Source organism: Aerococcus sp. UMB1112A, assembly GCF_030230715.1.
GTDB lineage: Bacteria > Bacillota > Bacilli > Lactobacillales > Aerococcaceae > Aerococcus.
Genome location: NZ_JASPDS010000004.1, coordinates 34,718 through 58,092 on the forward strand (window position 1 = coordinate 34,718; position 23,375 = coordinate 58,092).

Below are 23,375 nucleotides of genomic sequence, written 5' to 3' on the forward strand. Positions count from 1 at the left end.
TTTCACGAACTTGTTAGCTGAGAATGACATGTTTTTCCCCATAAATATCCTTTAGGGCTTGGAGGACCTGGGGCGTATGAGCGAGCGCAAATTGAGAAGCCAACCAGTACTGGCTGCCCTCTTCTTTGAAGATAAAGTGGAGGGGCGTGATGCCAGGTTGGTCTTGGACGAGGGCCAGCAAGTCTGCTTTCTTCTGGGAAGCTGCTGCTTGGTTGGCAACTTCGATGTGGAAGGCCCCCGCCCTGCCCTGCTTAATGGCTTGGTCTTTGAGCTGCTGGTAGTAGGCTTGGTCCAGGGGATAAACTTGATCGACTAGGATTTGGAGTTGGTCGCGCCGCTCTTCAGTCTTCCCGCGCACGGCCAGTTTCTGCTTATCCCGCAAGAAGGCGACATAGCGGATATAGGTCTGGGGAAAGGCGGTTAAGTTAACCGTCCCCGTGGCATCTTGGACTTCCAGGAAGGCCATGGGTTGCCCCTTCTTCGTTTGGATCCGTTTGACATGGACGACTTCACCGATAACCTGAACTCCCTGGCCTGGCTTGAGATCGCTAATGGCCTGGAGCTGGCCTGTCTGGTAGAAGTCCTTCCAGGCTGCATAGGGATCGACACTCAGACAGAGGCCTAGGTAGTCAATTTCTTGTTGGATCAGTTCGGAATCCTTGTACTCTTCGTATTCTTCAATGACCGGAGCGAAGAGGGACTGGTAGTCATTGGCCATGCCCAGGTCTAGCTGGTTCTGTTGGCTCTGCTGACCAAAAAGTTTGCGGTGGTCCAGCAACTTAGGCAGGGCATCTTCAACCAGGGTCCGGCGGTTATAGTTAAAGTCATCCAGGGCGCCGGATAAGGCCAGAGCGGTCAGCACCTTTTCCCTGGCGGCTGCTTGATCCAAGCGACTGACAAAATCCATAAGATCCTTGTAGGCACCTCCGTACTGGCGCTCTGAAATAATGCTCCGACTCACCGGCCGGCTCAGGGTCTTGATATTGGATAGGCCCAGGCGGAGGGTCGACTGGTCGACCAGGTCCAAGGGCATGAAGGACCGGTTGACACTGGGCAGGTCAATTTGAATGCCAGCTGATCGGGCCTCCGTTAAGAGCTGTTTACCCTTGACGTCATGGATGCTGGTGTGGCGAAGGTTGCCGTAGTAAAAGGCAGCCGGGCAATGGACCTTGAACCAGGCCAAGTCATAGGCCAAGTAAGAATAGGCAAAGGCATGGGACCGGTTGAAGCCATAATTGGCGAAGGCATCGATATAGTGGTAGACCTCTTCGGCCAAGCCTGCCTCATAGCCCTGGTCGATAGCTCCCGTGATGAATTGATCATGGAGGCCATCTAAAACTTCCTGCTGCTTCTTGCCCATGGCCCGGCGCAGAATATCGGCCTGACCGAGGCTAAAGCCAGCAATCTTTTGGGCCACCTGCATGACTTGCTCTTGGTAGACCATGACCCCGTATGTCGCTTCCAAGATCGGAGCAAGGTCCTCATGGGGATAACTGATGGCTTCCTGGCCGTGCTTGCGTCGGGCAAAGTGGTTGATCTGCTTCATTGGTCCCGGCCGGAAGAGGGCATTGACGGCTGCCAGGTCTTCCATGGATTCGGGACTCACTTGGCGCAGGACATTGCGAATACCATCCGATTCAAACTGGAAGACGCCCAGGGTCTCAGCCCGCTGGAAGAGCTGGTAAACCTCCGGATCATCCTTTTGAGCCAATTTTTGGTCTAAGTCCTTATAGCCTAATTTCTCAGCGGCTTCCTTGACATCGTGGAGGATGCTCAAGTTGATAAGACCTAAGAAGTCAATCTTCAAGAGGCCAATCCGCTCGACTTCGCCCATGGTGAATTGAGAGAGTAAGATTTCATTGTTGGCGTTCTGCTGGAGGGGAATATCCGCCACCAGGGGCCGGTCGCTAATCAGGACCCCTGCCGCATGGGTTGAGACATGGCGGGGCAAGCCTTCCAGTTTGAGTGCTGCCTGGAGCCAGAGCTTGCCATCTTCCGTTTCCTCTAGCAAACGCTGGAAGTCTTTGGATCCTTGATAAGCCTCACGCAAGCTGATTTGCCCCTCAATTTGATTGGCCCAGGTGCTGATTTCGGCTTGGCTCTTACCTAGGGCTGAGCCCACATCGCGCAAGGCCTTGCGCGCAGCAAAAGTTCCGAAGGTAGCAATCTGGGCCACATGGTCGGCCCCATATTTTTCAAAGACATAGTGGAGGATATCCTGGCGGCGGTTGTCGGGAAAATCCAAGTCGATATCGGGCATGCTGTGGCGCTCCGGATTGAGAAAGCGCTCAAAGAGCAGGTCGTTTTCAATCGGATCGACATGGGTAATGAAGAGGGCATAGGCGACCAAGGAGCCTGCTGCTGACCCCCGGCCTGGCCCTACAGTAATCTTAGAGGCCCGGGCATAGCGCATAATATCCCAAACGATCAAGAAATAATCATCAAAGCCCATCCGGTGAATCACTTGGAGTTCATAGGTCAAACGCTCCTGGTAAGCTTTAAAATTTGCCTGGTCGCCCACGCGCTCGGCCAAACCTTGGGCTGCCTGTTGGGCTAAGTAGGTCTGGGCATCCTCCCCCTCATCCAGGGGAAAGCGCGGCAAGAGTTCCTTGTGGTAGACCATCTCTACATTCAGATCAGCGACTAAGTCAGACAGAAGGTCCACCGCCTCCGCTAATCCGATTTCAGCGTATTCAGCCCGCCAATCTGCCGGCGACCTTAGAAAGTGAGGGCCCCGTCCCTCCCGGCTAGCTTCAATATCGTCTAGCGGCTGGTTCTGATCGATAGCTGCTAGGACTTGCTTGTAGAAAGAGTCCTCCGTCTCTAAGTAGGCAACATAGGGCAAGGCAAGGAGGTCTAAGCCAGTCTTCTGGCTCAGCGCTTTAATGCTATCCAAGTGGTAGCGGTCAAAGGCCTGGGCACTCAGCCCAATATAAAGATTATCTGCCTTAAAATGCGCTTTAAAGCCCTGGCACCAGGCCAGAGCTTCTGCGTCTTGATTCTCTTTAATCCGTGCCATATGGGGGCCATAAACGGCGGATAGGACTACTAGGAGGTCATCATTCTCCTTTTTTAATCGATCCAAGGCTTCTGCGTAACGCCCGGTTTTAACCAGGGTAGACAAGCGCATGAGGACCTGGTAGCCTGCCTGGTTGCGCGCATAGACCACATATTCTTCAAAGTCCTGGCCCATAAATTCAGAAGGGAGCTGGAGGGATAAACCAATCAGGGCCTTAATCCCCGCTTCCTGGCAGAGGTCGTAGAATTCACAGGCGCCGTACAGGACATTGACATCGGCCAAGCCTAGTGCCTGGTAGCCCAATTTTTTGCCAAAAGTCACATAGTCAGCTAGGGATATGGGGCTCTTGAGTAAGGTATAGGCGCTATTGACATGCAAGGGGGCAAACATAAGCTCTCTCCTTTCCCCGTATGGTCACAAGTTAATCGTCTTCACGGTATTGGGGACCTTGGATATACATAGCGTCCCCGAAGCTAAAGAAGCGGTAAGAGGCTTCCACTGCGTGCTTATAGGCTGCCAGGACATGCTGGCGGCCGGCGAAGGCACTAACTAACATCACTAAGGTCGACTTGGGCAGGTGGAAGTTGGTAATAATGGCGTCAACCACTTTGAAATCAAAACCTGGGTAAATAAAAATAGAGGTCCAACCTGAGTCTGCTTGCAGCTGACCTTCAAATTTTTGAGCGATGGTCTCTAGGGTACGGATACAGGTGGTGCCCACCGCAACGACCCGCTTGCCCGCTGCTTTAGCAGTCTTGATCTTCTGGGCATTATTTTCGTCCAAACGGTAGAATTCCGAATGCATCTCATGGTCAGTTAAATCATCGGCACTCACAGGGCGGAAGGTACCTAGGCCCACATGGAGGGTCAGATAGGCCAGGTCAACGCCCTTAGCTTGGACCTGGTCTAGGAAGTCTTCGGTAAAATGCAGACCGGCTGTAGGCGCCGCTGCTGACCCATTCTCCTTGGCGTAGACCGTCTGATAGCGGTCCGGGTCATCCAAGTGCTCCTTGATATAAGGAGGCAGGGGCATCTCTCCCAAAGCTTCCAGAATTTCCATAAAAATGCCCTCATAAAGAAATTCAATTTCTCGTCCCCCGTGGTCTAATTCCTTCACCACCTTAGCCCTTAGCTGGCCGTCTCCAAATTGGATAATGGTCCCTGTCTTCAGGCGGCGGGCTGGTTTGGCGAGAACTTCCCAGCGGTCCCCATTCAAGTTATTTAGCAATAAGAGCTCGGCATGGCCGCCGGTTTCTTCCTTGGTGCCCAAGAGCCGGGCAGGGAGGACCCGGGTGTCATTGAGGACGAGCACATCTCCAGCTTCCAAGATATCGAGCAAGTCAGCAAACATATGGTCTGCATAGTGGCCAGTCTGGGCATCGAGGGTCAAAAGCCGGCAATTTAACCGGTCCTTGCTTGGGGTCTGGGCAATCAGTTCTTCGGGTAGGTCATAGTCATAGTCTGAAGTTTTTAATGTCATTCCATTCGCTTCCTTTTTCACTTGCTTTCTTCTGGGTCGATCCCTAAATGGCTATAGGCTAGGGAGGTGACGATCCGTCCCCGAGGCGTCCGTTGGAGAAAGCCATTCTGGATCAGGTAGGGTTCATACATATCTTCGATGGTGAGGGGGTCTTCGGCAATATTAGCAGCAATTGTCGACAAGCCGACCGGGCCGCCTTGGTAGTAAAAAATCATGGTTTCCAAGATCTTTCGGTCAACAGCGTCCAGTCCCTTGGCATCCACTTCCAAAATGTCCAAGGCCTTCTGGGTAATGGCCAGGTCAATGCGTTGGTCCTCATTGAAGACCTGGGCAAAGTCCCGGACCCGCTTCAACAAACGGTTGGCAATCCGTGGCGTCCCGCGCGAGCGCAAGGCAATCTCATAACTGGCCTGGTCATCGATGGGACTATTGAGCACCTGGCTGGTCCGCTGAACAATGGCATTGAGCTCGTCAGGACTGTAGTAGCGCAACTGTTTGACAATACCGAAACGATCGCGCAGAGGCGCTGATAAGGCCCCTGCCCGTGTGGTGGCCCCCAGTAAGGTGAAGGGGGGCAGGTCGAACTGGATAGCGTGGGCTTCGGTATCCTGACCCACAATAATATCCACCCGGAAGTCTTCCATCGCCGAATAGAGCATCTCTTCCACCACCCGGGGCAGGCGGTGGATCTCATCAATAAAGAGAATATCCCCCGGCGCCATCTCATTGAGTAAGACGAGTAAGTCCCCTGTCTTCTCAATCGCTGGGCCGCTGGTCGTGTGGACCCCTACCCCGAGTTCATTAGCTAAGACATAAGCCAGGGTCGTCTTCCCCAAGCCAGGTGGGCCGTAGAGGAGGACATGGTCTAAGGATTCATCACGGGCCTGGCAAGCTTGGATATAGACAGCTAGCTCCTTTTTGAGAGCAGACTGCCCAATATACTCCCTTAAGTACTGGGGACGGAGCGAGCCTTCAAACTTCTCCTCCCCTAGGCCTTGGTTATTCTCATCTAGTATACGCTCTGCCACTGCAGGCCTCCTTTCAAATTTCTTTGTCCTGAATCAACTAGCGAGCAGTCATCAAGCGCAGGGCTTGACGGATAGCGTCCGAAGTAGTCGCCACTTGGTCAAAGTCCATCTGCTTGACCACACGCTGGATATCGCGTTGGGAATAGCCCAAACTGTCCAGGGCCTCTTCTAGTTCTTGGGTAATAGGATGGGAAGGACTCGCCGAAGCGGCTTGGGATGCCGCTTTATCTTCAACATCACTCGTTAGTTTACCCTGCAAGTCGAGGATAATCTGCTGGGCCGTCTTCTTGCCGACACCAGGAAACTTGGTCAAGAATTGACTATCTGCCTGGTCAATGGCCCGGATCAAGCCTTCGTGGTCGTCCAAGCTGAGGATAGACAAGGCACTCCTAGGTCCAATCCCTGAGACCGAAATCAGATGCAGGAATAAGTCCTTCTCCGCTTCATCGCTAAAACCATAGAGGCGGATGCTATCTTGACTGACTGCTTGGTAGAGCCAGATCCTTGCTTCCTGCCCCACCTGGCTAGAAAAGCGATAGGGATTGGCCATAATCACTTGGTAACCAATCCCATTCACTTCAATGATAATCGCATTCGGTAAGATGCTGGTTATCTTTCCTTTAAAATAAGCATACATGACGGAATGCTCCTATTCTACAAATTTCTTATAGTCGCCGTAACCTTTTTCGTCCATCTCTTCATAAGGGATGAAGTCTAAGGCTGCGGAATTGATGCAGTAGCGCAAACCACCTTGGTCTTTAGGCCCATCATTAAAGACATGGCCGAGGTGAGAATCTGCGGCTTGGCTCCGCACTTCGGTTCGCACCATGCCGTGGCTGGTGTCGGTATTTTCCTTAATTTGGTCGTCAAAGAGCGGCTTAGAGAAGGAAGGCCAACCACACCCCGCATTAAATTTAGTCGTTGAGGCAAAGAGCGGACTCCCATCGACAATATCCACATAGATCCCCTTATCATAATGGTCATCATACTTACCTGAAAAAGGTGCTTCAGTCCCACTTTCTTGGGTCACCCGGTATTGGATATCATCTAATTCTTTCAAACGTGCTTCTTTATTGGCTTGGTCCATTTCAGTCACTCCTTTAAGGTTTTGTCACTCTCATTCTAACATAAAGCTTGCCGAATGCGAACATTTGTGCCCGGGACTAATGGCTATCCTGGATCCGTTTAAACAAACGCTCGATCTCATAAGTCGAATAGTGGATCAGGACTGGTCGACCATGAGCGCAGTTAAAAGGATTCTGGCACTGGCTCAGGTCAGCAATCAGTTGCTTGGCTTGGTCGTCGGACAAGTAGTGGTTGGCCTTAATCGAGAGCTTGCAACTCATCATGATGGCTGTCGCCTGGCGGAACTTACTCACACTGGCTGACTTATCGGTCAGGGCCAGTTGGATCAATTCCTCTACCGTCTCATGGACTTGGTCAGACCGAATCCAAGTGGGATGGGCAGATAATTGCAGGGTTTGGCTGCCAAAGAGTTCAAAGTCAAGCTGCATCTCCTTTAATTTAGGCAGGAGAGGACGGATCTCAAGCATTTCATCCTGGGTGAATTCAAAAAGTTCGGGGATCAGCAATTCCTGCATAGCGGTCCCGTAAGTTCCGATATGGTCCCGGTAGTATTCATACTTAATCCGCTCCTGCATGGCGTGCTGGTCCAGTAGGTACATGCCCGTGTCGTCTGAAGCTAAGAGGTAGGTCCCGTGCAATTGACCGATATAGTCCAGGTCAGGAAAGCGCGGGGACTGGTCGACCTGTTTAGCATCAATGGACGTAACCCGGTCCACGTCCCGCCAGACTTCTTTTTCACTGTGCTTGTGCTGGCGCTCCTCAATTGAAGGTTGGATCGTCTCTGAAGAAACCGGCTGAGCCTGACTTGGGCTAGCTTCTGAATCAAGGCTAGCATTTCCACTTGGCCTTCCCGCTTCTTTCCAAGGGTCATTTGTTGAGGAAACCAGCTCGCTTAGCTGGCTTTCTCTCCTTGATGGCGATTGAGGGCGAGGGCTGGACAAGGGCAAGTGGCCCTGCTCATAGCTTTCTTCTAAGCGGAAGGGCTCTGGCTTGGCTTCTTCGGTATACTGGAGGGGTTGGTTGGCCTCAGGTATCCGCTGGAGGGGTTGGAAGATATGGTCCAGGCTCTCTTTGATCAGATCATAGAGGACGTCTTCCTTAGAGATCCGCACCTCCATCTTAGTGGGGTGGACATTGACATCCAGGAGCTGGGGATCGGCCTCGATATGGAGGACAGCGATTGGATAGCGGCCAATCATTAACTTCTCCCGGTAACCATCGATGACCGCTTGACTTAACTTATAATTGCGGATATAGCGGCCGTTCAGGTAGAGGGAGATATAGTTCTTGCTGGCCCGCGTCAAGGTCGGTGGGGACACATAGCCGGTCAACTTGAAGTCCAAACTCTCGGCTTCGATCGGGTACATCTCCCGGGCCTGCTTAAAGCCATAAACAGCCGCCAAAACTTCCTGGAGCCGGCCCTTGCCATTACTCTCAAAGACCAGCTTGTCCTCATTAAAATAACGAAAACGAATCTGGGGATGGCCCAGTGCCTGGCGGTTAATAATATTGGAAATATGGGAGAGCTCAGTTGGCAGGCTCTTGATATACTTCAAGCGCGCTGGCGTATTGTAGAACAGATTCTCCACTAGAACCGAGGTCCCCTGACGGAGATGGCTGTCGCGCCGGTCCACCAGCTCACCGGCCTGCAAGTAGATCCAGGTCCCCGTCTGGCCATCTGAAGTCTCCAAGGTCATTTCAGAAACGGAGGCAATACTCGGCAGGGCCTCCCCACGAAAGCCGAGCGAATGAATCCGGAACAAGTCCTGACTCTGGTGGATCTTAGAGGTGGCATGGCGCTTAAAAGCTAACTCCACCTCATCAGAAGCGATGCCGATACCATCGTCAATCACCTGGATGCTGCGGAGTCCTCCCTCTTCCACTCGGATTTCAATCTCCTGGGCCTGGCCATCGATGGCATTTTCCAGCAATTCCTTCACAACGGAAGCGGGCCGTTCCACCACCTCGCCCGCTGCAATCTGGTCCGCCACTTGGCTAGGTAAGAGTTGGATCGCCATGCTTAATCCCCTCCTTCCACTTTAGCTACTAGCTTGCGTAAGAGCTCAAAGGCCTGCATAGGAGTGGTATCATTTAAATCCACCTGGTCCAATTGGTCCATGACCCAGGTCGCTGTCGGGTCTTCAGCTTGGGGACTGGTTTCTGCCACACTAAAGAGACTCAACTGTCCCCCTTGATCCTCCCCGTGGCTCGCTTGGAGGTCTTTCAAGATCCGGTCGGCATTGGCTAGGAGACTTTTTGGCATGCCTGCCAGCTTAGCCACATGGATCCCGTAGCTGCGGTCAGCAGGGCCAGGGAAAATCTTGTGGAGGAAGACCAGTTCCCCATCCTTCTCACTCGCTCCCACATGGATATTACGCAGGCCTGGCAGACGCTCTTCTAGGCTGGTTAGCTCATGGTAGTGAGTAGAGAAGAGCAGCTTGGCCTCTAAATGGTCGTGGAGGTATTCCAAAATGGCCTGGGCCAAGGCAATCCCATCATAAGTCGAGGTCCCCCGGCCAATCTCATCAAAGAGCAAAAGGCTGCGGTCGGTCGCATATTGGATGGCCTGGTTGGCTTCCAACATCTCCACCATAAAGGTAGACTGGCCTGAAATCAGGTCATCAGCTGCCCCAATCCGGGTGAAGATTTGGTCAAAAATCGGCATCTTGGCCGATTTGGCGGGAACATAGCAGCCCATCTGTGCCATAATCACAATCAGGGCTAATTGGCGCATATAGGTTGACTTCCCGGACATATTGGGGCCTGTGATCAGTAAGACATTGGTTTTGTCGTCCATTTCAATGGAATTGGGAACGAATTGGTCCTTGCCGATCACCGCTTCCACGACCGGATGGCGGCTGTCAATAATCTCTAAATTCCGGTCGTCTAGAGAAATTTTTGGACGGACAAATTGATGGTCTTCACTGACCTGGGCAAAGCTCTGCAAAACGTCTAGGCTAGCTACTGACTTGGCTAGGGCCTGCAAGTCCTGCTTATAGGCCTTGACCTGGTCCCGAACCTGGATAAATAGTTGGTATTCCAAGTCAATGGACTTATCTTCCGCTTCTAAAAGGGTTCTTTCCATTTCTTTTAATTCAGGGGTGATATAACGCTCCGCATTGGCTAGAGTTTGTTTACGCTCATAGTTATTCTCCTCCAAATCATCAAGAAGGTGGAGGTTGGCCTTAGTAACCTCAATATAGTAGCCAAAAACCTTATTATAACCCAGCTTGAGCGACTTGATCCCTGTCCGCTCACGCTCGTCCGCCTGGAGCTGGGCAATCCAGGCCTTGCCGTGGCGCATGGCCTCCCGGTAGTGGTCGAGCTGGTCATTGAAGCCATCACGAATGATATCACCTTCTGTAACCTGCACATTGGCGTTGGGATCAATGGCTCGGTCAATCAGGTCAACCACTTCCGGTAGGGCCGTCAAAGTCTCTAAGACTGGCTGCCAGTGAGCCTGGCGACTTTCATCCTCTCCTAATAGGATTTGAAGATTATGGACAATAGCTGGCACCTTGGCTAGAGACTGCTTAAGCTGGAGAAGTTCCCGGGCATTGACACTGCCCATGGAAATCTTAGCCACCAGGCGTTCCAAGTCATAGACCCCTTTCAATTGCTCCTGGATCTCTAAACGAACGAAATATTGGTCCATGAGATCAGCCACACAATTCTGCCGGCGCTCAATATCAGCCGCGATAATCAAAGGACGGTCGAGCCACTGACGCAAGAGCCGGCTCCCCATAGCGGTCCGGGTCTGATTAAGGAAGGCCAAGAGACTATTAGCCTGCTGACGGGTCCGAATCGACTCCGTCAGTTCCAAGTTACGCTTGGCATAGTGGTCCAAGTGCAAGTAGTGGTCCACCTCATAGTGCTCCGCCTCCTGCCAGTGGTCCACCATCTGGAACTGCGTAGCTTGCACATAGGCCAAAAGCAGGGTCAGAGCTGCCCGCTCATCTGCTGCTTCTATGTCCGCCAAGAGATGGTCCTGGCCTTCAATGACTGCTGGGTCCGGCTTGTAAACCGAAAGCGTGAAGTCAGCTAGGCGGTTGAGCTTGTCTAAGAAATCCTCTTCAAGCTCTATTTCTACCACTAACTCACTAGGCTGAAGCTGGGCAAACTCCGTTAAGAGGGATTCCAAGCTCCCAAGCTGGGTCACCTGCAACTCCCCAGTCCCTAGGTCACTATGGGCCAAAGCATAGCCTGATTTTGCTTTGACCAAGGCACAGATGTAATTATTGGTCTGCTGGCTGCCCTCTTCCAGGTAGGTCCCAGGCGTAATCAAGCGGATCACTTCCCGACGCACCATCCCCTTGGCTTGCTTAGGGTCTTCCATCTGCTCAGCAATGGCCACCTTATAGCCTAAGCGAATCAGCTGGCGAATATAGTCCCCCGCCGCATGGTAGGGCACCCCACACATAGGAATGGGGTTCTCTGCATTCTTATTGCGGCTCGTCAAGGTAATCTCTAACAACTGGGCCGCTTTCAAGGCATCCTCATTAAATAATTCATAAAAGTCCCCCAGCCTAAAAAAGAGAAAAGCATCTGGATACTTAGCCTTCATGGCCTCATACTGTTCCATCATGGGGGTTTTCTTTGTCTTTTGAACCATCATGCACTCCTTTGCTTGTATCTTTATCTATACCTAGGCCTTCCAAGCGAGAATGAGCTTGGCCAAACGATTCATCTCCCCATTTTAACACAAATCTCTCGAGACCGCCTAGGCAAGCAAGGAAGATTTTCTGGACGCTGCCTGATTTTCCAGGCGCATGCCGATTTCCACTTGAATTTTTAGCCGATTAGCGTTAAGATAATTCTTGTACTTATTCTATGGAGACGTAGCGAAGAGGTCATAACGCGGTTGACTCGAAATCAACTTGTCGGTGACTACCGGCACGAGGGTTCGAATCCCTTCGTCTCCTTTTAAGCATATCTACAGCCAATTAAAAACTACTAAAACCATTGATTTAACAAGGTTTCATCACTTTGTAATAAACGCCTGAAACCCGTTAATCAGTTAGCTGATGGGGTCACATTTGGGGTCACTTTTTAAATTACAATACCATCGTCCCCCAAGACTAAACTAGATAAGAGAATAGAAATCAAAAAAACGTTCACTTGCATGAACGCTTTTTATTTTGTCTCCTAAGGCGTTTTAGATGATAAATGTATAAAACCATTACCCTATCATTCAAGGCGCTTAGAATCGACGCTGATATATGAATTTGGGGTATAAAACGTAAACTATTCCTGGAAGTTAAATCGATACATCTTTAAATTTTAAAGTGAGTTCATTCATTGCCCCCAGGAAGCTATCAGCACTATCAAATTTCTTAACTCTTTCGGTTTTCTCTTCGCCTTCCATCTCTTCAGCCTCTCTAGGCGGTAAACTTCTAATATTGTCTATACCAGAACCAAGCTTTCTATATACCGTCCGTATACAATAACCATTTAGCTCAGCCACTTCATCAACTGGGAGACCACACAAGTAATAATCAGTCAAGCAGGCACGTTCTTTCATGTCTGAAAACTGGTCAAAAATATCTAAAGCTTTAAATTGTAAATCTAAATATTCCTCAGTCGCTTGGTTTAACTGCTCTTTCATTATCATCAAGTTTACTAACTTATCATCATATGATTTTGGCGAACTTGTCACTTTGACGCCGTCTAAATAGCTTTTACCAGAAAGCCCCGCTTCATACAGCTTAATTTTCCCCGTAAGCGTCGTAACGTGATTTTTTGCTCTCCTACACCCTTTAATAATTTTAACGTCTCTAACGGTCATAATGGCCCCCTCACCATGAAATTACTTATGCTATTGATATTCTATTATATCAAAAAAGCCCCATTTCTGGGACTTTCTACAACTATTCAGAAATTACTTATGATCTAAATGTTACATAAGTATCAAAACTATCTTTTTCAATATCCATGTGAGATAGAAGCTCCCAAGTTTTATCAGATTTTCTTCCTAGAAAACTATCTAACTTCTTTTTATCTAGTATGAATAAATTTTCGTCAGTCTCTGGAAGACTCCTAATGAACTCTTGAATATCTTCTTCACTTGCTGGCACATCTAAGCCTTGGACGCTCTCGATAGCTTCTAAGATATTTGTTATAGAAGTAATAATCATTCTGAACCTCTCTTCCCCTTCAACTCGGCCAACTCTGGAAACTCCTCATCAAATAGCTGTTTTTCTTCTAGCGATAGTTTATCAGGGTAATCAGGCCAAAAATTATAGATGGTCTTCTGGTCAAAGCTAAATAGAATTGGACCTATCATCATAGGAATATAATCAATCTGCCATATCTTTGATTCAGGGCTTTCTTTGTACCAATCGCTATAACCTTCTAAATGGCTTTCCATAAAGATGGTTTGATCATCATCTATCATAGCTCTCCCTCTTTTTCTTGTTCATATATTTTGGCGCATGAAAATATGTGCAATAGACGGCTGAAAGCCAGCCCAAGCCAGAGGGGGGGAGGTACCCCCCCATACTTGGATAAGGCTCATAGGGCACTGACGGAAATCCGCAAAGAAAGCAAAATTATCCACTTTAACTATTAATTTATTTATTTTTTCATTAGTCACTTGAATCAGCTTCCTTCTTTGCTCATCCTCAGTCAGTGCCTAGCCAGCTACACCAGCACAACCATTCTAGTATCACTAATCATTATACAAGCATTCATCAGTTCGTTAAGAACATTTGAATTTAATTTAATCTCCAAGCCTTCAAAGTTTAAACTCACCAGCCTAAGCCTTCATACTCTCTTACCACCTTCAATATCAATAACTAATAACTTAATTATCTTTCAGCCAATCAGGGTAGCATGCGCCTTGCTTCCTCTGCCTGGGCCGTGGGTGGTGTCCCTATGCATAGCTGGGCTATTGGGAGTATATCAATTCCTAGCTAATAAGAAGGGGGCGGGCTTCCTTTAGGGGAGGGGCAATTATAAAGCGGGCCAGCCTCTCTAACTTAGCTGGGGATGGATTAGCCCATTTGTTTAATCATCCGTGTATAAGGGTCATCACCAAGACTATTAGGCTCTACAGACTTCATAGGGCCTGGCTCTTGTGGCTTATTATCAAACATCTCCCGCAAATACCTAACATCAGCTTCTATTTCTTCTGCTGTCCCTCCTTTAACATACTGGGCTATGCTGGGATCTAGCCCATACTCTACTAAAACATTGATCTTAGCATTATTAATCTTCTCTTGGCTTAACTGACTTTGCATGTCAGTTAAATCATTGGTGTAAGTATCAAGTTTCCCCCCCCTGCTCGGCAATAGTATCTTTCAGGGCGTTCATCTCTTCCAAATAACCCGCCTCTAAATCTTCTTTAGCCTGGCTAAGGGAATTGTGATATTCCCCTAGTATCTGGCCAATAGCTTTATCATTTAGCCCAAATTGTTTTAAGAACTTTCTGTCCATGATTGCAATCCCTCTCTAGGCCTTACTCTTTGATTAAACCTTTTGCGATAGCATTCCCTTTAATTCGATCATAAAAATAATAAGGATTAGATGATGGTCTATATTCCTTAGTTGGAACAACCAAGGCACCATTATCATCTTTATAAAAATTACTCATTACATCCCAAGGATCTTTTTTAATTAAATCTTTATACACGGCTTGAATCAGTTCGTCCGCTTTAATTTGAACGTTTCGGGACTCTAGGGCAATCTTTTTAATCTCATTTACTGGCTTTTTAAGTTTTGCCAGCAATGCATCCATTTCGGTGTCTGCCTGCGTCTCAATCTGGGACAAAATATCCCTAAATTCTGTTTTAGTCAATAAAGGTTCATCTTTAATCTTAGCAATTTTTTCTTGTACAAATCCAATAGCCCGATCCGTCACTTCTAGCGTTTCATTCAACTCGATTGTTTTCTTAACAGATTGCTCCACATTTTCAAGGGTTTCCGCCTTCACAATGTCCGCTTCTGTCTTTGCTTTCTTTGCTGTCAACGCTTCTAGCTGGGCGTTTAATTGGTTAATCCGTTCATCGTTACGTTTTGCATACTCTTTGAATTGGTCATCAAATTTAGTTAGTTTAGTTGTCATTTTCATATCTCCTTTAGAATAAGCCTTCAGATAATTCGGTATATCCATCATGTAACCGTTGCTCTTTTGAGTTCATTAAGCGGTCAGCTTCTCCGTGCTTCCCGATACTGTGCAAATAAACCTTTTCTGCCTCGGTATCGTTAGCACTTTGACGGTCTCCCACTTCCTGGGCCATCGCACTAGCGAAAGTTTCGGCAAGCTCTTTATTGGCTTCTTCTCTAGCCTTCGCTTCTTCAAAATACTTGGCCATATTTTCTTCTGCCTGCTTATGTCGCTCAGCTCTTTCTTTCTCTGCTTCTACTTTTGTTGCGTGATACAACTCATTTAAATCTACTTTTGTCATAGTTTCATACCTCTTTCATTTTAGAATCCATTCTGTCCCTATAATATTTGATTCTACCGTCCTAAAATTCTATGGTGGTCTAATCATACCTCAACCCCCTTTCTCGCCGTGTGGGCCATTATTTAAGCCCTAAAAGCTCATCCGTTGAAATACTAAAGTACCTACTTAAACTTATAAGCGACTCACCGCTTAAATCAGGTTGTTTATTTTCCCAATCAGCAATGGTCTGCTGGGATTGCCCCAATGCTTCGGCTAACTCTGCTTGGGTTAGCTTTTTTTCTTTTCTCAAGCTAGTAATTGTTTTCAAAACATGTTCCTCCTAGTAATTATTTCTTCTGTTTTTCCCATAAGCTTGAACCTCAACGGCCAGGGCATTGATTCGGTCAATTGTCCGCTTCGCCCTTGCTTCGCTTGCCTGCTCATCTAAATTATTATTATTGGGATAAATTAAACGGCTGGCATAATCCATAATTGTTAGGTTAGATGTGAAGCAAGTTAACTTATTCTTCTTGTAACGTTCGTTAAGAATGGGATATAAGATTTTATCGATATCATAGGCCCTTAAACTTTCCGCCCCAATATCATCAAGAATCAATAAATCAACATACTTGTAATGATTCATAAGTTTTTCTAAACGGTCGCTATCTTTTCGCATTTGGTCAAAATATTTGTTAAACAGCTCAGCAACTTCAATCATGGTTACACTAGCACCCTTGATATTAATTTCTTTTGCTGTAGCTGATAACAAGTAAGATTTCCCAATACCAACACCACCAACTAACCAAATTCCTTTTTGCTTGTGGCCACGCTTAAAATCTTTGATTAGGTCGAGGCAAGCGCTATAAGCTTCCTGTCTTCCCATGTCGTCTAAATCATAATGGGAAATATTGGCCATCTGATTATCAAGGCTCATATTACTAATATCTAGCTTCTTACGCCATTTTTGAAGGTCAGTTTTAGCCTTGTAATCAGGGTCAATTGAATACCTTACAATAACTTGACCGTTCTCAATTTTTAGATGTGGAACATAGGCCTCCATGTGGTCACGGTACTTAATAAACTCTCTGAAATTTGGTAGAGCTCTTTTAATCATGTCATAGTCTAGAACCTCTTGATAAGTTGCAATAAATTGCTTAATGTCAGGGTCTTTCAGCGTCTCGCTCTTGACCTCATCATGATAGCTATCTAAATCTTTTCCTAACAAACTTTTCTTTAGCTTTGCTGGCACGTCTAGGGCCTTAATCATCTCTTTAATTCCGCTCATTAGATTTCACCTCTCATAAATGCATTAAACTCTTCTTTATTTTCAAAATATCTTTTCTCTTCAGGTTGATTATTCGATTGATATTTCTTGCGTTGCCGTTCCCTCTCAACCTGTTCAGCCTCTGCTTGGTCAACCGTCCTAATATTATTAGTAGTCCAATTCGTTAGAATTTTCATCGCATATTGAAAAGGTGACTTAGTGCCAATTGACCGCTTGAATGCTAAGATAACTAGTTCTTCATTCATTTCATTAGTCCAGTGTTGAATCTCTTGAACCATATTCGGGGTAACTATCCCATAATTCCGTTGATAGTAATCAATCGCATTTTGGCCAACAACTTTTGGCATTTCATCATGATCATCATCAGAATTATTTTTTTTAGATTCCTCTACTAAAGTAACTACTTCCTGTTGTTGATGATGATCATGATATATATCTAAATTAACTCTATCTCTATCTCTATCTCTGGTGGAGTTTTGTCGGATATTTGTCTGGTCATCTGTCGGGACATTTGTCTGGCCGTCTGTCTGGTCAGTTGTCCTATCACTTTTCAATGCTTCTTTTTCTGAATCAATTCTGGCTCGGTATTCTCTTTTTCTATCCGCTTCAGTTGATGATTTTCCAATAAAATTTTGAATATCTGAAACAAAGATTGCACCATTGTCCAAAACCTCTATTAACTCTAATTCTTCAAAAATTTCTATGGCCCGCTCAACGTCCTGCTGTCTATGTCGTGTGATCTTAGCTAACAAAGATGGGCTATATGGAATTTTTGATTTAAATGTTAACTTGCCTTCTCCTTTTAAACTTCTCAAATATAGCTTAAGCAGAATGTTGCAATATTTATATCCGTCTTGCATGTCTTCAAGAATAATGATTGCTGGGTCTTCGAAAAAGTTTTCTTTTAACTTCAGATAGTAATATTTTCTATTATCTGCCATACCGCACCTCTTTTATGGCCATTAAACGACAACTGTCATGCTCCTCTGACTCAATAAATCCGATCTTGCTTAACAATTGAACGGCTTCCGTTACTGTCTCCATAGGCATATTAGTTAATTCTGATAGTGCCTGAAAATCAAACCCCTCTGAATCATCGTTAAGAAATCCAGTTAAATTTCCTCCATCTTTTAAAGTCTTCAAGCAAAGTTTCAAGTAAAAAATAATATAGGGTGCTCCCTGCTCTTCAATGAATTTAATTCTGTCACTTTCAAAAAAATCATCTTTTAGTAATAGGTAAGGCCATGCTGTATCAGTCATTTAATTTCTCTCCTTATAAGCTTGTATCTTCCGATATAAAATTCTTTTCTTCTTGTATAGCAAGTAATCCTTTTCTTTCTAAGATACTTACTACAACCTCAACATTCTCCACTTCTTCATCAATGAGCTTTGCCAATGCTTCGATTATATTATCGCTAGTACATCTTAAAAATATTGGAATTTGGCATCTTACTTGCCATGACATCATTTTGTGATAGATCAGGAAATAAGTGTCGCCCCCTGCTATCTTCCGCAACGCTTTAATTCTTTCGTCTTTAGGATCCTTAATTGTTATAATTGACCAATATGTTTCAACAGTCATTTTATTTTCTCTCCCCTAGTTCTTTTTCTTATAAAATAGGTGTTGTCGAACGCTTCCCCAAGTCTGATTAGACGAGGCGCTAGCATTCGTTTCAGTTCATCATTCGCACGGTGAAAGCCAACTTGTAGCATTGCCACGTCTAATACATGACTTCTCCCTTTACTCATCTGAAAACCCGCTCTTTTTAGCTTCCTTACATTCGGCAACTTGAATAAGGAAGTAGTCAATCTCTTTCGTTTCTGGCCATAGCCAATCAGATATTTTGACAAGCCCCCTCGCTAGGTCTACCCTAACCGTATAGGTAAGCATTTTAGCGACAAAATAAGCCATTCTTAACCTGTATTCGTTTTTCGTCATGGTTCATTCTCCCTATTGAATCTAAATTTGTGTTATGGTCTATTTTTTGATAATATATTTTATATGGCTACAAGCCAGTTAATTTCTAAAGTCATAAACTTCCTTTAGTGCTCTGCTGAAAAGCAGAGTGTTTTTTTATTTAATACCTAAGTCGCTTAGATTTTCTTTAGTGACTTCTTCGTCTCCGCTACCAATCAGCGAACTATATACATTCACAAGCACATCCGAAAAGTCATAAACAATCGCTTCTAGTGCAACGGCATTAGCTTCTTTCTCTAGTGATAACATTTCAGAAGTATGATCAGGAGAAGCCCCAGCAACAAGAATAGACTTGTTGGTTAACTTCCACATCTCAATTACCCTAATCAGAGGGCTAAGCTTAGACGCCAGCTGTCTATTGTGGTCAACGGTCAAATAATTTTGTTTTTCCATGGTTCAGTTCCTCCTAAATTAAAGCGTATATTTTTACCATTAAGAAGAATTGCTTACCAGCTGTTAAATTGTTATACTATAAGCATGTCGGGACGCTATGGCGGTAGCTCCCCCTGCTTATCTAGCGGTAAGCGATATTCTTCTTTATCTTGACTTATGGGGTCTGCCTCATAAGTCTTTTTTTATTGGTATGGATGTGCTCTGATAAAGTCATCTAATACAGTCCGTTCGATATAAATCTTATTGCCCAGCTTGCTAAGCGGTAAGCCTAGTTGCTTGTGCCAGTTCTCTATAATGGTGCTTCGGCTAGTCTTGTAAAAGTCGCTCACCTCTTCAATGGTCAGCATGGTTCGGGTGATGGCAAAATTCCGTTTCAGCTCCTCCCCTGCTTCGTTTAGATAAGGGATGACCTGCTTAATCAACTCTTTAGATGATTCAGCGTCTAATTTGATCTCTATAGCATTATTACTCATGGTTTATACCTTCCTTTCGATTACGTTTTCAAAGTTTTGTACTGCCAGGGAAACACTGCCAGCGAATTCCCCTTCAATGGCTATGAGTTGCCCGCTGTCCTCATGGTAGACCTTTCGACTGGGTACTATATCACTAGGGATAATTTTGTTCTCCCACTTCAAAGCATGAGGCGCATAGTCGGTATAAATAAACCACTTCATTAATTCAGGGTCATAAGTAATCACTGTTTCCGCTAGATCAATGGGGGCTGGGCGCCCCTGGCTGATATTAAATTCCATCTTCTTCCACCTCTTCGGGGGTTTCTTCGATTTCCTCAACATTATCTGATTTCTCAAATACTAGTTCATCTAATTGGCCAATTGCATAGCCTGTTTCGACAATTACATCATCTAAAATATTCGCAAGACTCTCCAACTTGGTTAGCTCTTCCGCACAACTAAACGCATATTCAATCAGTTCGTTTTCTTCCCATTCAGTCAGATCTTCGCAATTAAATGCATGGGTTGCTAATCTCTTGCTAAAAATATTAATAAGCGTCTTTGCTTCATCATTTCTTAACTGAGCCGTTGCAAGTGTTGCATCGATTTTTACATTTTTGATTTCTTTAAAGTTCATAATTAAATCCTCCTATTTTGAATAAAGTTCATTGTTCCGTGCAATCTTTTCGCCCGTCACTTTCTCATAGTGCTGGGCCTGTAAGTAATAATTATCATTCCCCTCCTTATAGCGTTCCAGGTAAACATGGTTGCTGTAGGCCAGCAATCCATATAAGAATAGGAATACTGCTAGAGTCGTTGAAATAAAGAGTGTCACTACCTTTATAGTCTTTAATACGATTCGTTTCATGATCTCACCTCCTTTCAGTGATTTATTAATTAGTTACTGATATTGTGTGTTTTTGTGTGCGTTGCCCTCTGCTGATCGTTTGGTCGGTGAAGGGCTTTTTCTTAATTGAATTTTTTCATGCTATCAATATCTAACAATATCGACTTAGAACGGTCTGTATAGGAACTTGGCAAGTAGTTTCTGGCCACCGCTAAGACATAATGCAAGTTATATTTCTTGCGCTGGGCGCAATACATAATAATCTCCTCGAACTTCAGCAAGTGAAGCTTTCTTGCAATGTCTCTTAGCTCCTTCAGTCCGTCCACCGTGTAATAATTGCTTAGGTTGAAGCCATGAGCCAGCATAATGTTAATCACCGCAAATACATATCTATCCTTGTAGGGCGGTTGTTCATCATTAAAGGGGTCTTCTAGGATAGGCAATTCTCTAAACTCTTCAAAGAACGTTTTTTCTTCCTCTGCTTGACTGCTGGGCGCCTCAAGCTCGGCTTTCATTCGGTTAAATTCGTTAATATAGGCTAGCTTGAAGCGTAAGGCGGTTAATCCTGTATAGCCCATCACCAAGAGAACAAAGCCGTCTTTAGTCATGTAGTAAAAAGAGCGTTTTTCTCCTTTTGCGTCTTGGTAGCTATCTTTATAAAATAGATTTTCGAATTTCAACAAATCCATATTTGGATTGGTTGAATTTAACGAATCCAAATTTGAGCCGTCCTCAGATTCCATTGAATGGATACGTTCAAAATTTAATTTGAGCGTTTTAATATCTCGCATGACATGAAAATGCTTTTTATTAAATACTTCGGCAATCTGTAGACTGCTAACGACTAGTTCATTGCCTAGCTCTAAAATGTTGTAATTCATGGCGGTAACTCCTTCTTCTTTCTAATTTTTGGGTACAAAAAAATACCCTCATCAAAGTAGACAAGGGCATTCACTCCCTTATCTTTGGTTGCTCAATAAGGGTACGTATGATATAGTATTTACGTACTCTTTATGAGTGCTGGGCCGTCCTGGTTGTTGAGTCGCCAAACTTCAATACAACCTGGGCGGTTTTTTGTGCTATTCTGGTAGGTCATTAAGTGCTTTGCGAACAGTTTCAGCTTTAGTTAAATTATGCTTCTCACTATAACGGTTTATTTTTTCGTTCAGTGGTTCGCTAATTCTAACGGTTAGTTTGACACTGTTAGCGTGGCTTCCTTTTGGTGGCCTACCTATTTTCTTTTTGTCGGCCATTAAGGTTCGTCACTCTCCTTTCTGTCGACAAAACTATAATAAGTTATGTCGACAAAACTGTCAATACCTTTTTTACAAAAAATACCCTCACTTTTTTAAGCAAGGGTACTTTTTTTTATTGAAATTGAGTGATTCGCTCTTTCTCGTATTGGTATGACTCTTCTAACATTTCCGCTAGTTGGTCAGTATCTTGGTTAGCTAAAAATTCCATATACTTCGCTCGGGAATCCTTGTTAATGATGACTGGGAGGCCTAAATATTTCATTGCTAGAAACAATAAAATCATTCGGCCCGTTCGTCCGTTTCCATCGCTGAATGGGTGGATTCGCTCGAAAATAATATGTGTATCAGCTAAGACGGTCAAACAGTCCTCACCGCTTTCAAGTCGGTAAGTGGTGTTCTCTGTCCACTGGCTCACTAGAAAAGGCGTTTCCTGTGGTGAAGCGGTTTTGAACTCTGCCCCAACAATTGCATTCTGGTAAGTCTTGAACTGTCCATGGTCATGTTGTAGGCGGTCAGTTAACAAAGCATGAACTTGTTTCACCATCTCAACGCTTAGACTTTCATCATTTTCTAACTGCTCTAGCAGGTATGAAAAGGCCTGTTTGTGGTTCTCGATCTCATAAAACTCCCTAATGCTCTTAGATTGATTGGGCAAGGCGTTTTCTACAATGATTGATACTGTTTCAGGTAAACTAATCGTATTCCCTTCGATACCGCTGGAATGGTAAGCCATTCGTACAAGTAAATCATTTAAATAATCAGTAGTAAACATTCTTCTTCTCCTTATGAGTGATTCTGTAACTACATCATAAAGCAATTTTACTCAATTAGCTAGCTTTGTACCCTTATTATTCAGTTGTCAAAGGTCTGTCAGTTCTTGCCGTCAAGCAAGCGTTTTGATATACTAGACGTACATGGCAACACATACCATGTTTCAATTTATCACTTTAGAAAATCTTTGTAACTATGTGCAATAGACGGCTGAAGACTTTCTATCTACAATCTAATTTTTAAGGCGTTAGGGTAAAACCTAGCGCCTTTTTTATGCGCTCTTTTCGGAATGCTGGCACAAGTTCCGCTTTAGCTCCTCATAGGTGCATTGCTGATTTAAGTACATGATGGCTAGCGTTGCCTGCTCTCGGTACTTGGTCAACTCGTCCCCGCTCATCAGGTCAAGCGCTGGAACTGTCTCGGGTGCATTTTCTCGTTCCCTTAGCTTAACCGTGGAAAGCCCTGTAATCGTTCGGCATAGAAGACTGGCAATATTACTATAGGCAAATTTGTTAACATACTGCCATCTGCTTATAGCTTCGTTCAGTTCTTTATGAATGACTTTTTCTATTTGTCTTTGAACTTCAAAATGCTTAATCTGTTCTCGCATTTGGTAGAACTCTTTGACAAGGGCCTTCTTGAACTCTCGAACTGGTTCGGTATTATCTAGCCAAGTGATAAGTAATGTTGCTTGCGGTTCAGTCAAACGGTAGTCCTTACCTGGTCGACCACCTTTTGACCCTTTTAGAGGTTTAGCATTTTGAAATGTCAAAACCCCTAATTCCTCTAAATCTGTTTTATATTTATAAATCAAATTCTTAACCGCTTTATGCTGTACTTCAGCACATTCGGCCACAATCGAACTTAATGTATATGGCGCTTCTTTACCGTTCTCTAAATAAACTAATTGCATAGCTATAGCTCCTTCCTATTTTGTATGTAAACGTTTTTTCATGAATTAACTTTTATTTCACCTTTTTAAATTTAGCTGATTGGCCAAGTGCTGGGCTTTTTTTATATGTTTTAGATACATATATTCTTATCTAGTTCAGTCTTGGGGGACTGGTTAATTTCAAGTGCTTTTGAAGTGCTGTTTTTCATACATACTTATCAATTTAGCCGTGGGGTGTATTGTGTAATTTCTGTAATTAATTATCAAAAAAAATATTTGCTACATTTAAACTTGGATCAATTTCCTTAAATATTTCAACTAACTTAATTTTTTCGTTGTCCTTAAACGGGAACTTCCCGCTTTCTTTATTTTGCATCGATGAACGACTGACTCCAATCATTGAAGCTAGTTGTGCTTGCGTAAGACCTAGCATTCTTCTGTACCCTGCTACTTTATTTACTTTTCTCATTTCCTCACCTCCTGTAATTTCTGTAATCAGTTTAT

General features: G+C 45.0%; 30 protein-coding genes and 1 tRNA gene. 1 reads left to right on the forward strand and 30 read right to left on the reverse strand.

Annotated elements, in window-relative coordinates:
• Positions 1–13: 13 nt before the first annotated feature.
• From QP860_RS03395 to mutS, 7 genes are all read right to left on the reverse strand, one after another.
• The gene (locus tag QP860_RS03395; RefSeq protein ID WP_284912173.1) at positions 14–3,409 is read right to left on the reverse strand and encodes a DNA polymerase III subunit alpha; all 3,396 of its coding nucleotides are present in this window, start codon (positions 3,407–3,409) and stop codon (positions 14–16) included.
• 31 nt (positions 3,410–3,440) lie between these two features.
• Positions 3,441–4,499 carry a tRNA preQ1(34) S-adenosylmethionine ribosyltransferase-isomerase QueA gene (queA, locus tag QP860_RS03400; RefSeq protein ID WP_070617822.1) on the reverse strand — a complete coding sequence of 353 codons (1,059 nt, stop codon included), beginning with the start codon at positions 4,497–4,499 and terminating at the stop codon, positions 3,441–3,443.
• A 17-nt stretch (positions 4,500–4,516) separates the two neighbouring features.
• Entirely contained in the window at positions 4,517–5,527 is a 1,011-nt protein-coding gene (gene ruvB / locus QP860_RS03405) for a Holliday junction branch migration DNA helicase RuvB (protein ID WP_070617819.1), read from the reverse strand.
• 37 nt (positions 5,528–5,564) lie between these two features.
• Positions 5,565–6,164 (reverse strand): Holliday junction branch migration protein RuvA, encoded by a 600-nt coding sequence (gene ruvA / locus QP860_RS03410; RefSeq protein WP_070617815.1) that lies wholly within the window; start codon positions 6,162–6,164, stop codon positions 5,565–5,567.
• A 12-nt stretch (positions 6,165–6,176) separates the two neighbouring features.
• Positions 6,177–6,614, reverse strand: a complete 438-nt coding sequence (gene msrB / locus QP860_RS03415; protein WP_070617813.1) for a peptide-methionine (R)-S-oxide reductase MsrB — start codon at positions 6,612–6,614, stop codon at positions 6,177–6,179.
• 76 nt (positions 6,615–6,690) lie between these two features.
• Positions 6,691–8,631, reverse strand: coding sequence for a DNA mismatch repair endonuclease MutL (gene mutL / locus QP860_RS03420; protein ID WP_070617810.1), 1,941 nt, complete (start codon positions 8,629–8,631; stop codon positions 6,691–6,693).
• A gap of 2 nt (positions 8,632–8,633) precedes the next feature.
• On the reverse strand, positions 8,634–11,225 hold the full coding sequence (gene mutS, locus QP860_RS03425; protein WP_284912174.1) for a DNA mismatch repair protein MutS: 2,592 nt from the start codon (positions 11,223–11,225) through the stop codon (positions 8,634–8,636).
• 220 nt (positions 11,226–11,445) lie between these two features.
• Between mutS and QP860_RS03430 the strand changes: the two genes are divergently transcribed.
• Positions 11,446–11,535 (forward strand) — tRNA-Ser (locus QP860_RS03430).
• Positions 11,536–11,870: 335 nt separating this feature from the next.
• On the opposite strand, the gene QP860_RS03435 is transcribed toward QP860_RS03430, so the two are convergent.
• The 23 genes from QP860_RS03435 to QP860_RS03545 form a co-directional block, all read right to left on the reverse strand.
• On the reverse strand, positions 11,871–12,398 hold the full coding sequence (locus tag QP860_RS03435; protein ID WP_284912175.1) for a DUF1492 domain-containing protein: 528 nt from the start codon (positions 12,396–12,398) through the stop codon (positions 11,871–11,873).
• Between the two features lie 97 nt (positions 12,399–12,495).
• A complete protein-coding gene (locus QP860_RS03440; protein ID WP_284912176.1) occupies positions 12,496–12,747 on the reverse strand; it encodes a hypothetical protein in 252 nt (83 codons plus the stop codon).
• Positions 12,744–13,007: a DUF7675 family protein gene (locus QP860_RS03445; RefSeq protein WP_284912177.1), complete on the reverse strand. Its 264-nt coding sequence runs from the start codon at positions 13,005–13,007 to the stop codon at positions 12,744–12,746. The genes QP860_RS03440 and QP860_RS03445 overlap by 4 nt, the downstream gene beginning before the upstream one ends.
• Before the next feature lie 598 nt (positions 13,008–13,605).
• Positions 13,606–13,851, reverse strand: coding sequence for a hypothetical protein (locus QP860_RS03450; RefSeq protein ID WP_284912178.1), 246 nt, complete (start codon positions 13,849–13,851; stop codon positions 13,606–13,608).
• A gap of 25 nt (positions 13,852–13,876) precedes the next feature.
• Positions 13,877–14,047, reverse strand: coding sequence for a hypothetical protein (locus QP860_RS03455; protein WP_284912179.1), 171 nt, complete (start codon positions 14,045–14,047; stop codon positions 13,877–13,879).
• A gap of 22 nt (positions 14,048–14,069) precedes the next feature.
• Entirely contained in the window at positions 14,070–14,675 is a 606-nt protein-coding gene (locus QP860_RS03460; protein ID WP_284912180.1) for a hypothetical protein, read from the reverse strand.
• Positions 14,676–14,688: 13 nt separating this feature from the next.
• A complete protein-coding gene (locus QP860_RS03465; protein ID WP_284912181.1) occupies positions 14,689–15,018 on the reverse strand; it encodes a hypothetical protein in 330 nt (109 codons plus the stop codon).
• A 118-nt stretch (positions 15,019–15,136) separates the two neighbouring features.
• On the reverse strand, positions 15,137–15,325 hold the full coding sequence (locus tag QP860_RS03470) for a helix-turn-helix domain-containing protein (protein ID WP_284912182.1): 189 nt from the start codon (positions 15,323–15,325) through the stop codon (positions 15,137–15,139).
• A gap of 12 nt (positions 15,326–15,337) precedes the next feature.
• The gene (locus tag QP860_RS03475; RefSeq protein WP_284912183.1) at positions 15,338–16,282 is read right to left on the reverse strand and encodes an ATP-binding protein; all 945 of its coding nucleotides are present in this window, start codon (positions 16,280–16,282) and stop codon (positions 15,338–15,340) included.
• Positions 16,282–17,223 (reverse strand): phage replisome organizer N-terminal domain-containing protein, encoded by a 942-nt coding sequence (locus QP860_RS03480; RefSeq protein WP_284912184.1) that lies wholly within the window; start codon positions 17,221–17,223, stop codon positions 16,282–16,284. The genes QP860_RS03475 and QP860_RS03480 overlap by 1 nt, the downstream gene beginning before the upstream one ends.
• On the reverse strand, positions 17,213–17,542 hold the full coding sequence (locus QP860_RS03485) for a phage replisome organizer N-terminal domain-containing protein (protein ID WP_284912185.1): 330 nt from the start codon (positions 17,540–17,542) through the stop codon (positions 17,213–17,215). Before QP860_RS03485 ends, QP860_RS03480 begins: the two co-directional genes overlap by 11 nt.
• 13 nt (positions 17,543–17,555) lie before the next feature.
• Entirely contained in the window at positions 17,556–17,864 is a 309-nt protein-coding gene (locus QP860_RS03490; protein ID WP_284912186.1) for a phage replisome organizer N-terminal domain-containing protein, read from the reverse strand.
• A 159-nt stretch (positions 17,865–18,023) separates the two neighbouring features.
• Positions 18,024–18,221 (reverse strand): hypothetical protein, encoded by a 198-nt coding sequence (locus tag QP860_RS03495; RefSeq protein WP_284912187.1) that lies wholly within the window; start codon positions 18,219–18,221, stop codon positions 18,024–18,026.
• 135 nt (positions 18,222–18,356) lie between these two features.
• Positions 18,357–18,653, reverse strand: a complete 297-nt coding sequence (locus QP860_RS03500) for a hypothetical protein (protein WP_284912188.1) — start codon at positions 18,651–18,653, stop codon at positions 18,357–18,359.
• Positions 18,654–18,835: 182 nt separating this feature from the next.
• The gene (locus tag QP860_RS03505; RefSeq protein ID WP_284912189.1) at positions 18,836–19,126 is read right to left on the reverse strand and encodes a helix-turn-helix domain-containing protein; all 291 of its coding nucleotides are present in this window, start codon (positions 19,124–19,126) and stop codon (positions 18,836–18,838) included.
• Positions 19,127–19,129: 3 nt separating this feature from the next.
• On the reverse strand, positions 19,130–19,405 hold the full coding sequence (locus tag QP860_RS03510) for a hypothetical protein (protein WP_284912190.1): 276 nt from the start codon (positions 19,403–19,405) through the stop codon (positions 19,130–19,132).
• Positions 19,395–19,742, reverse strand: coding sequence for a hypothetical protein (locus QP860_RS03515; RefSeq protein WP_284912191.1), 348 nt, complete (start codon positions 19,740–19,742; stop codon positions 19,395–19,397). Before QP860_RS03515 ends, QP860_RS03510 begins: the two co-directional genes overlap by 11 nt.
• 12 nt (positions 19,743–19,754) lie before the next feature.
• Complete coding sequence (locus QP860_RS03520; protein ID WP_284912192.1) at positions 19,755–19,973, reverse strand: hypothetical protein; 219 nt, start codon at positions 19,971–19,973, stop codon at positions 19,755–19,757.
• 101 nt (positions 19,974–20,074) lie between these two features.
• Positions 20,075–20,833: a Rha family transcriptional regulator gene (locus tag QP860_RS03525; protein WP_284912193.1), complete on the reverse strand. Its 759-nt coding sequence runs from the start codon at positions 20,831–20,833 to the stop codon at positions 20,075–20,077.
• Positions 20,834–21,031: 198 nt separating this feature from the next.
• Complete coding sequence (locus QP860_RS03530) at positions 21,032–21,205, reverse strand: CopG family transcriptional regulator (RefSeq protein WP_284912194.1); 174 nt, start codon at positions 21,203–21,205, stop codon at positions 21,032–21,034.
• Between the two features lie 115 nt (positions 21,206–21,320).
• A complete protein-coding gene (locus QP860_RS03535; protein ID WP_284912195.1) occupies positions 21,321–21,980 on the reverse strand; it encodes a Fic family protein in 660 nt (219 codons plus the stop codon).
• Between the two features lie 270 nt (positions 21,981–22,250).
• Positions 22,251–22,892, reverse strand: a complete 642-nt coding sequence (locus QP860_RS03540; RefSeq protein WP_284912196.1) for a Rha family transcriptional regulator — start codon at positions 22,890–22,892, stop codon at positions 22,251–22,253.
• Positions 22,893–23,127: 235 nt separating this feature from the next.
• Positions 23,128–23,340 (reverse strand): helix-turn-helix transcriptional regulator, encoded by a 213-nt coding sequence (locus QP860_RS03545; RefSeq protein ID WP_284912197.1) that lies wholly within the window; start codon positions 23,338–23,340, stop codon positions 23,128–23,130.
• Positions 23,341–23,375: the final 35 nt, after the last annotated feature.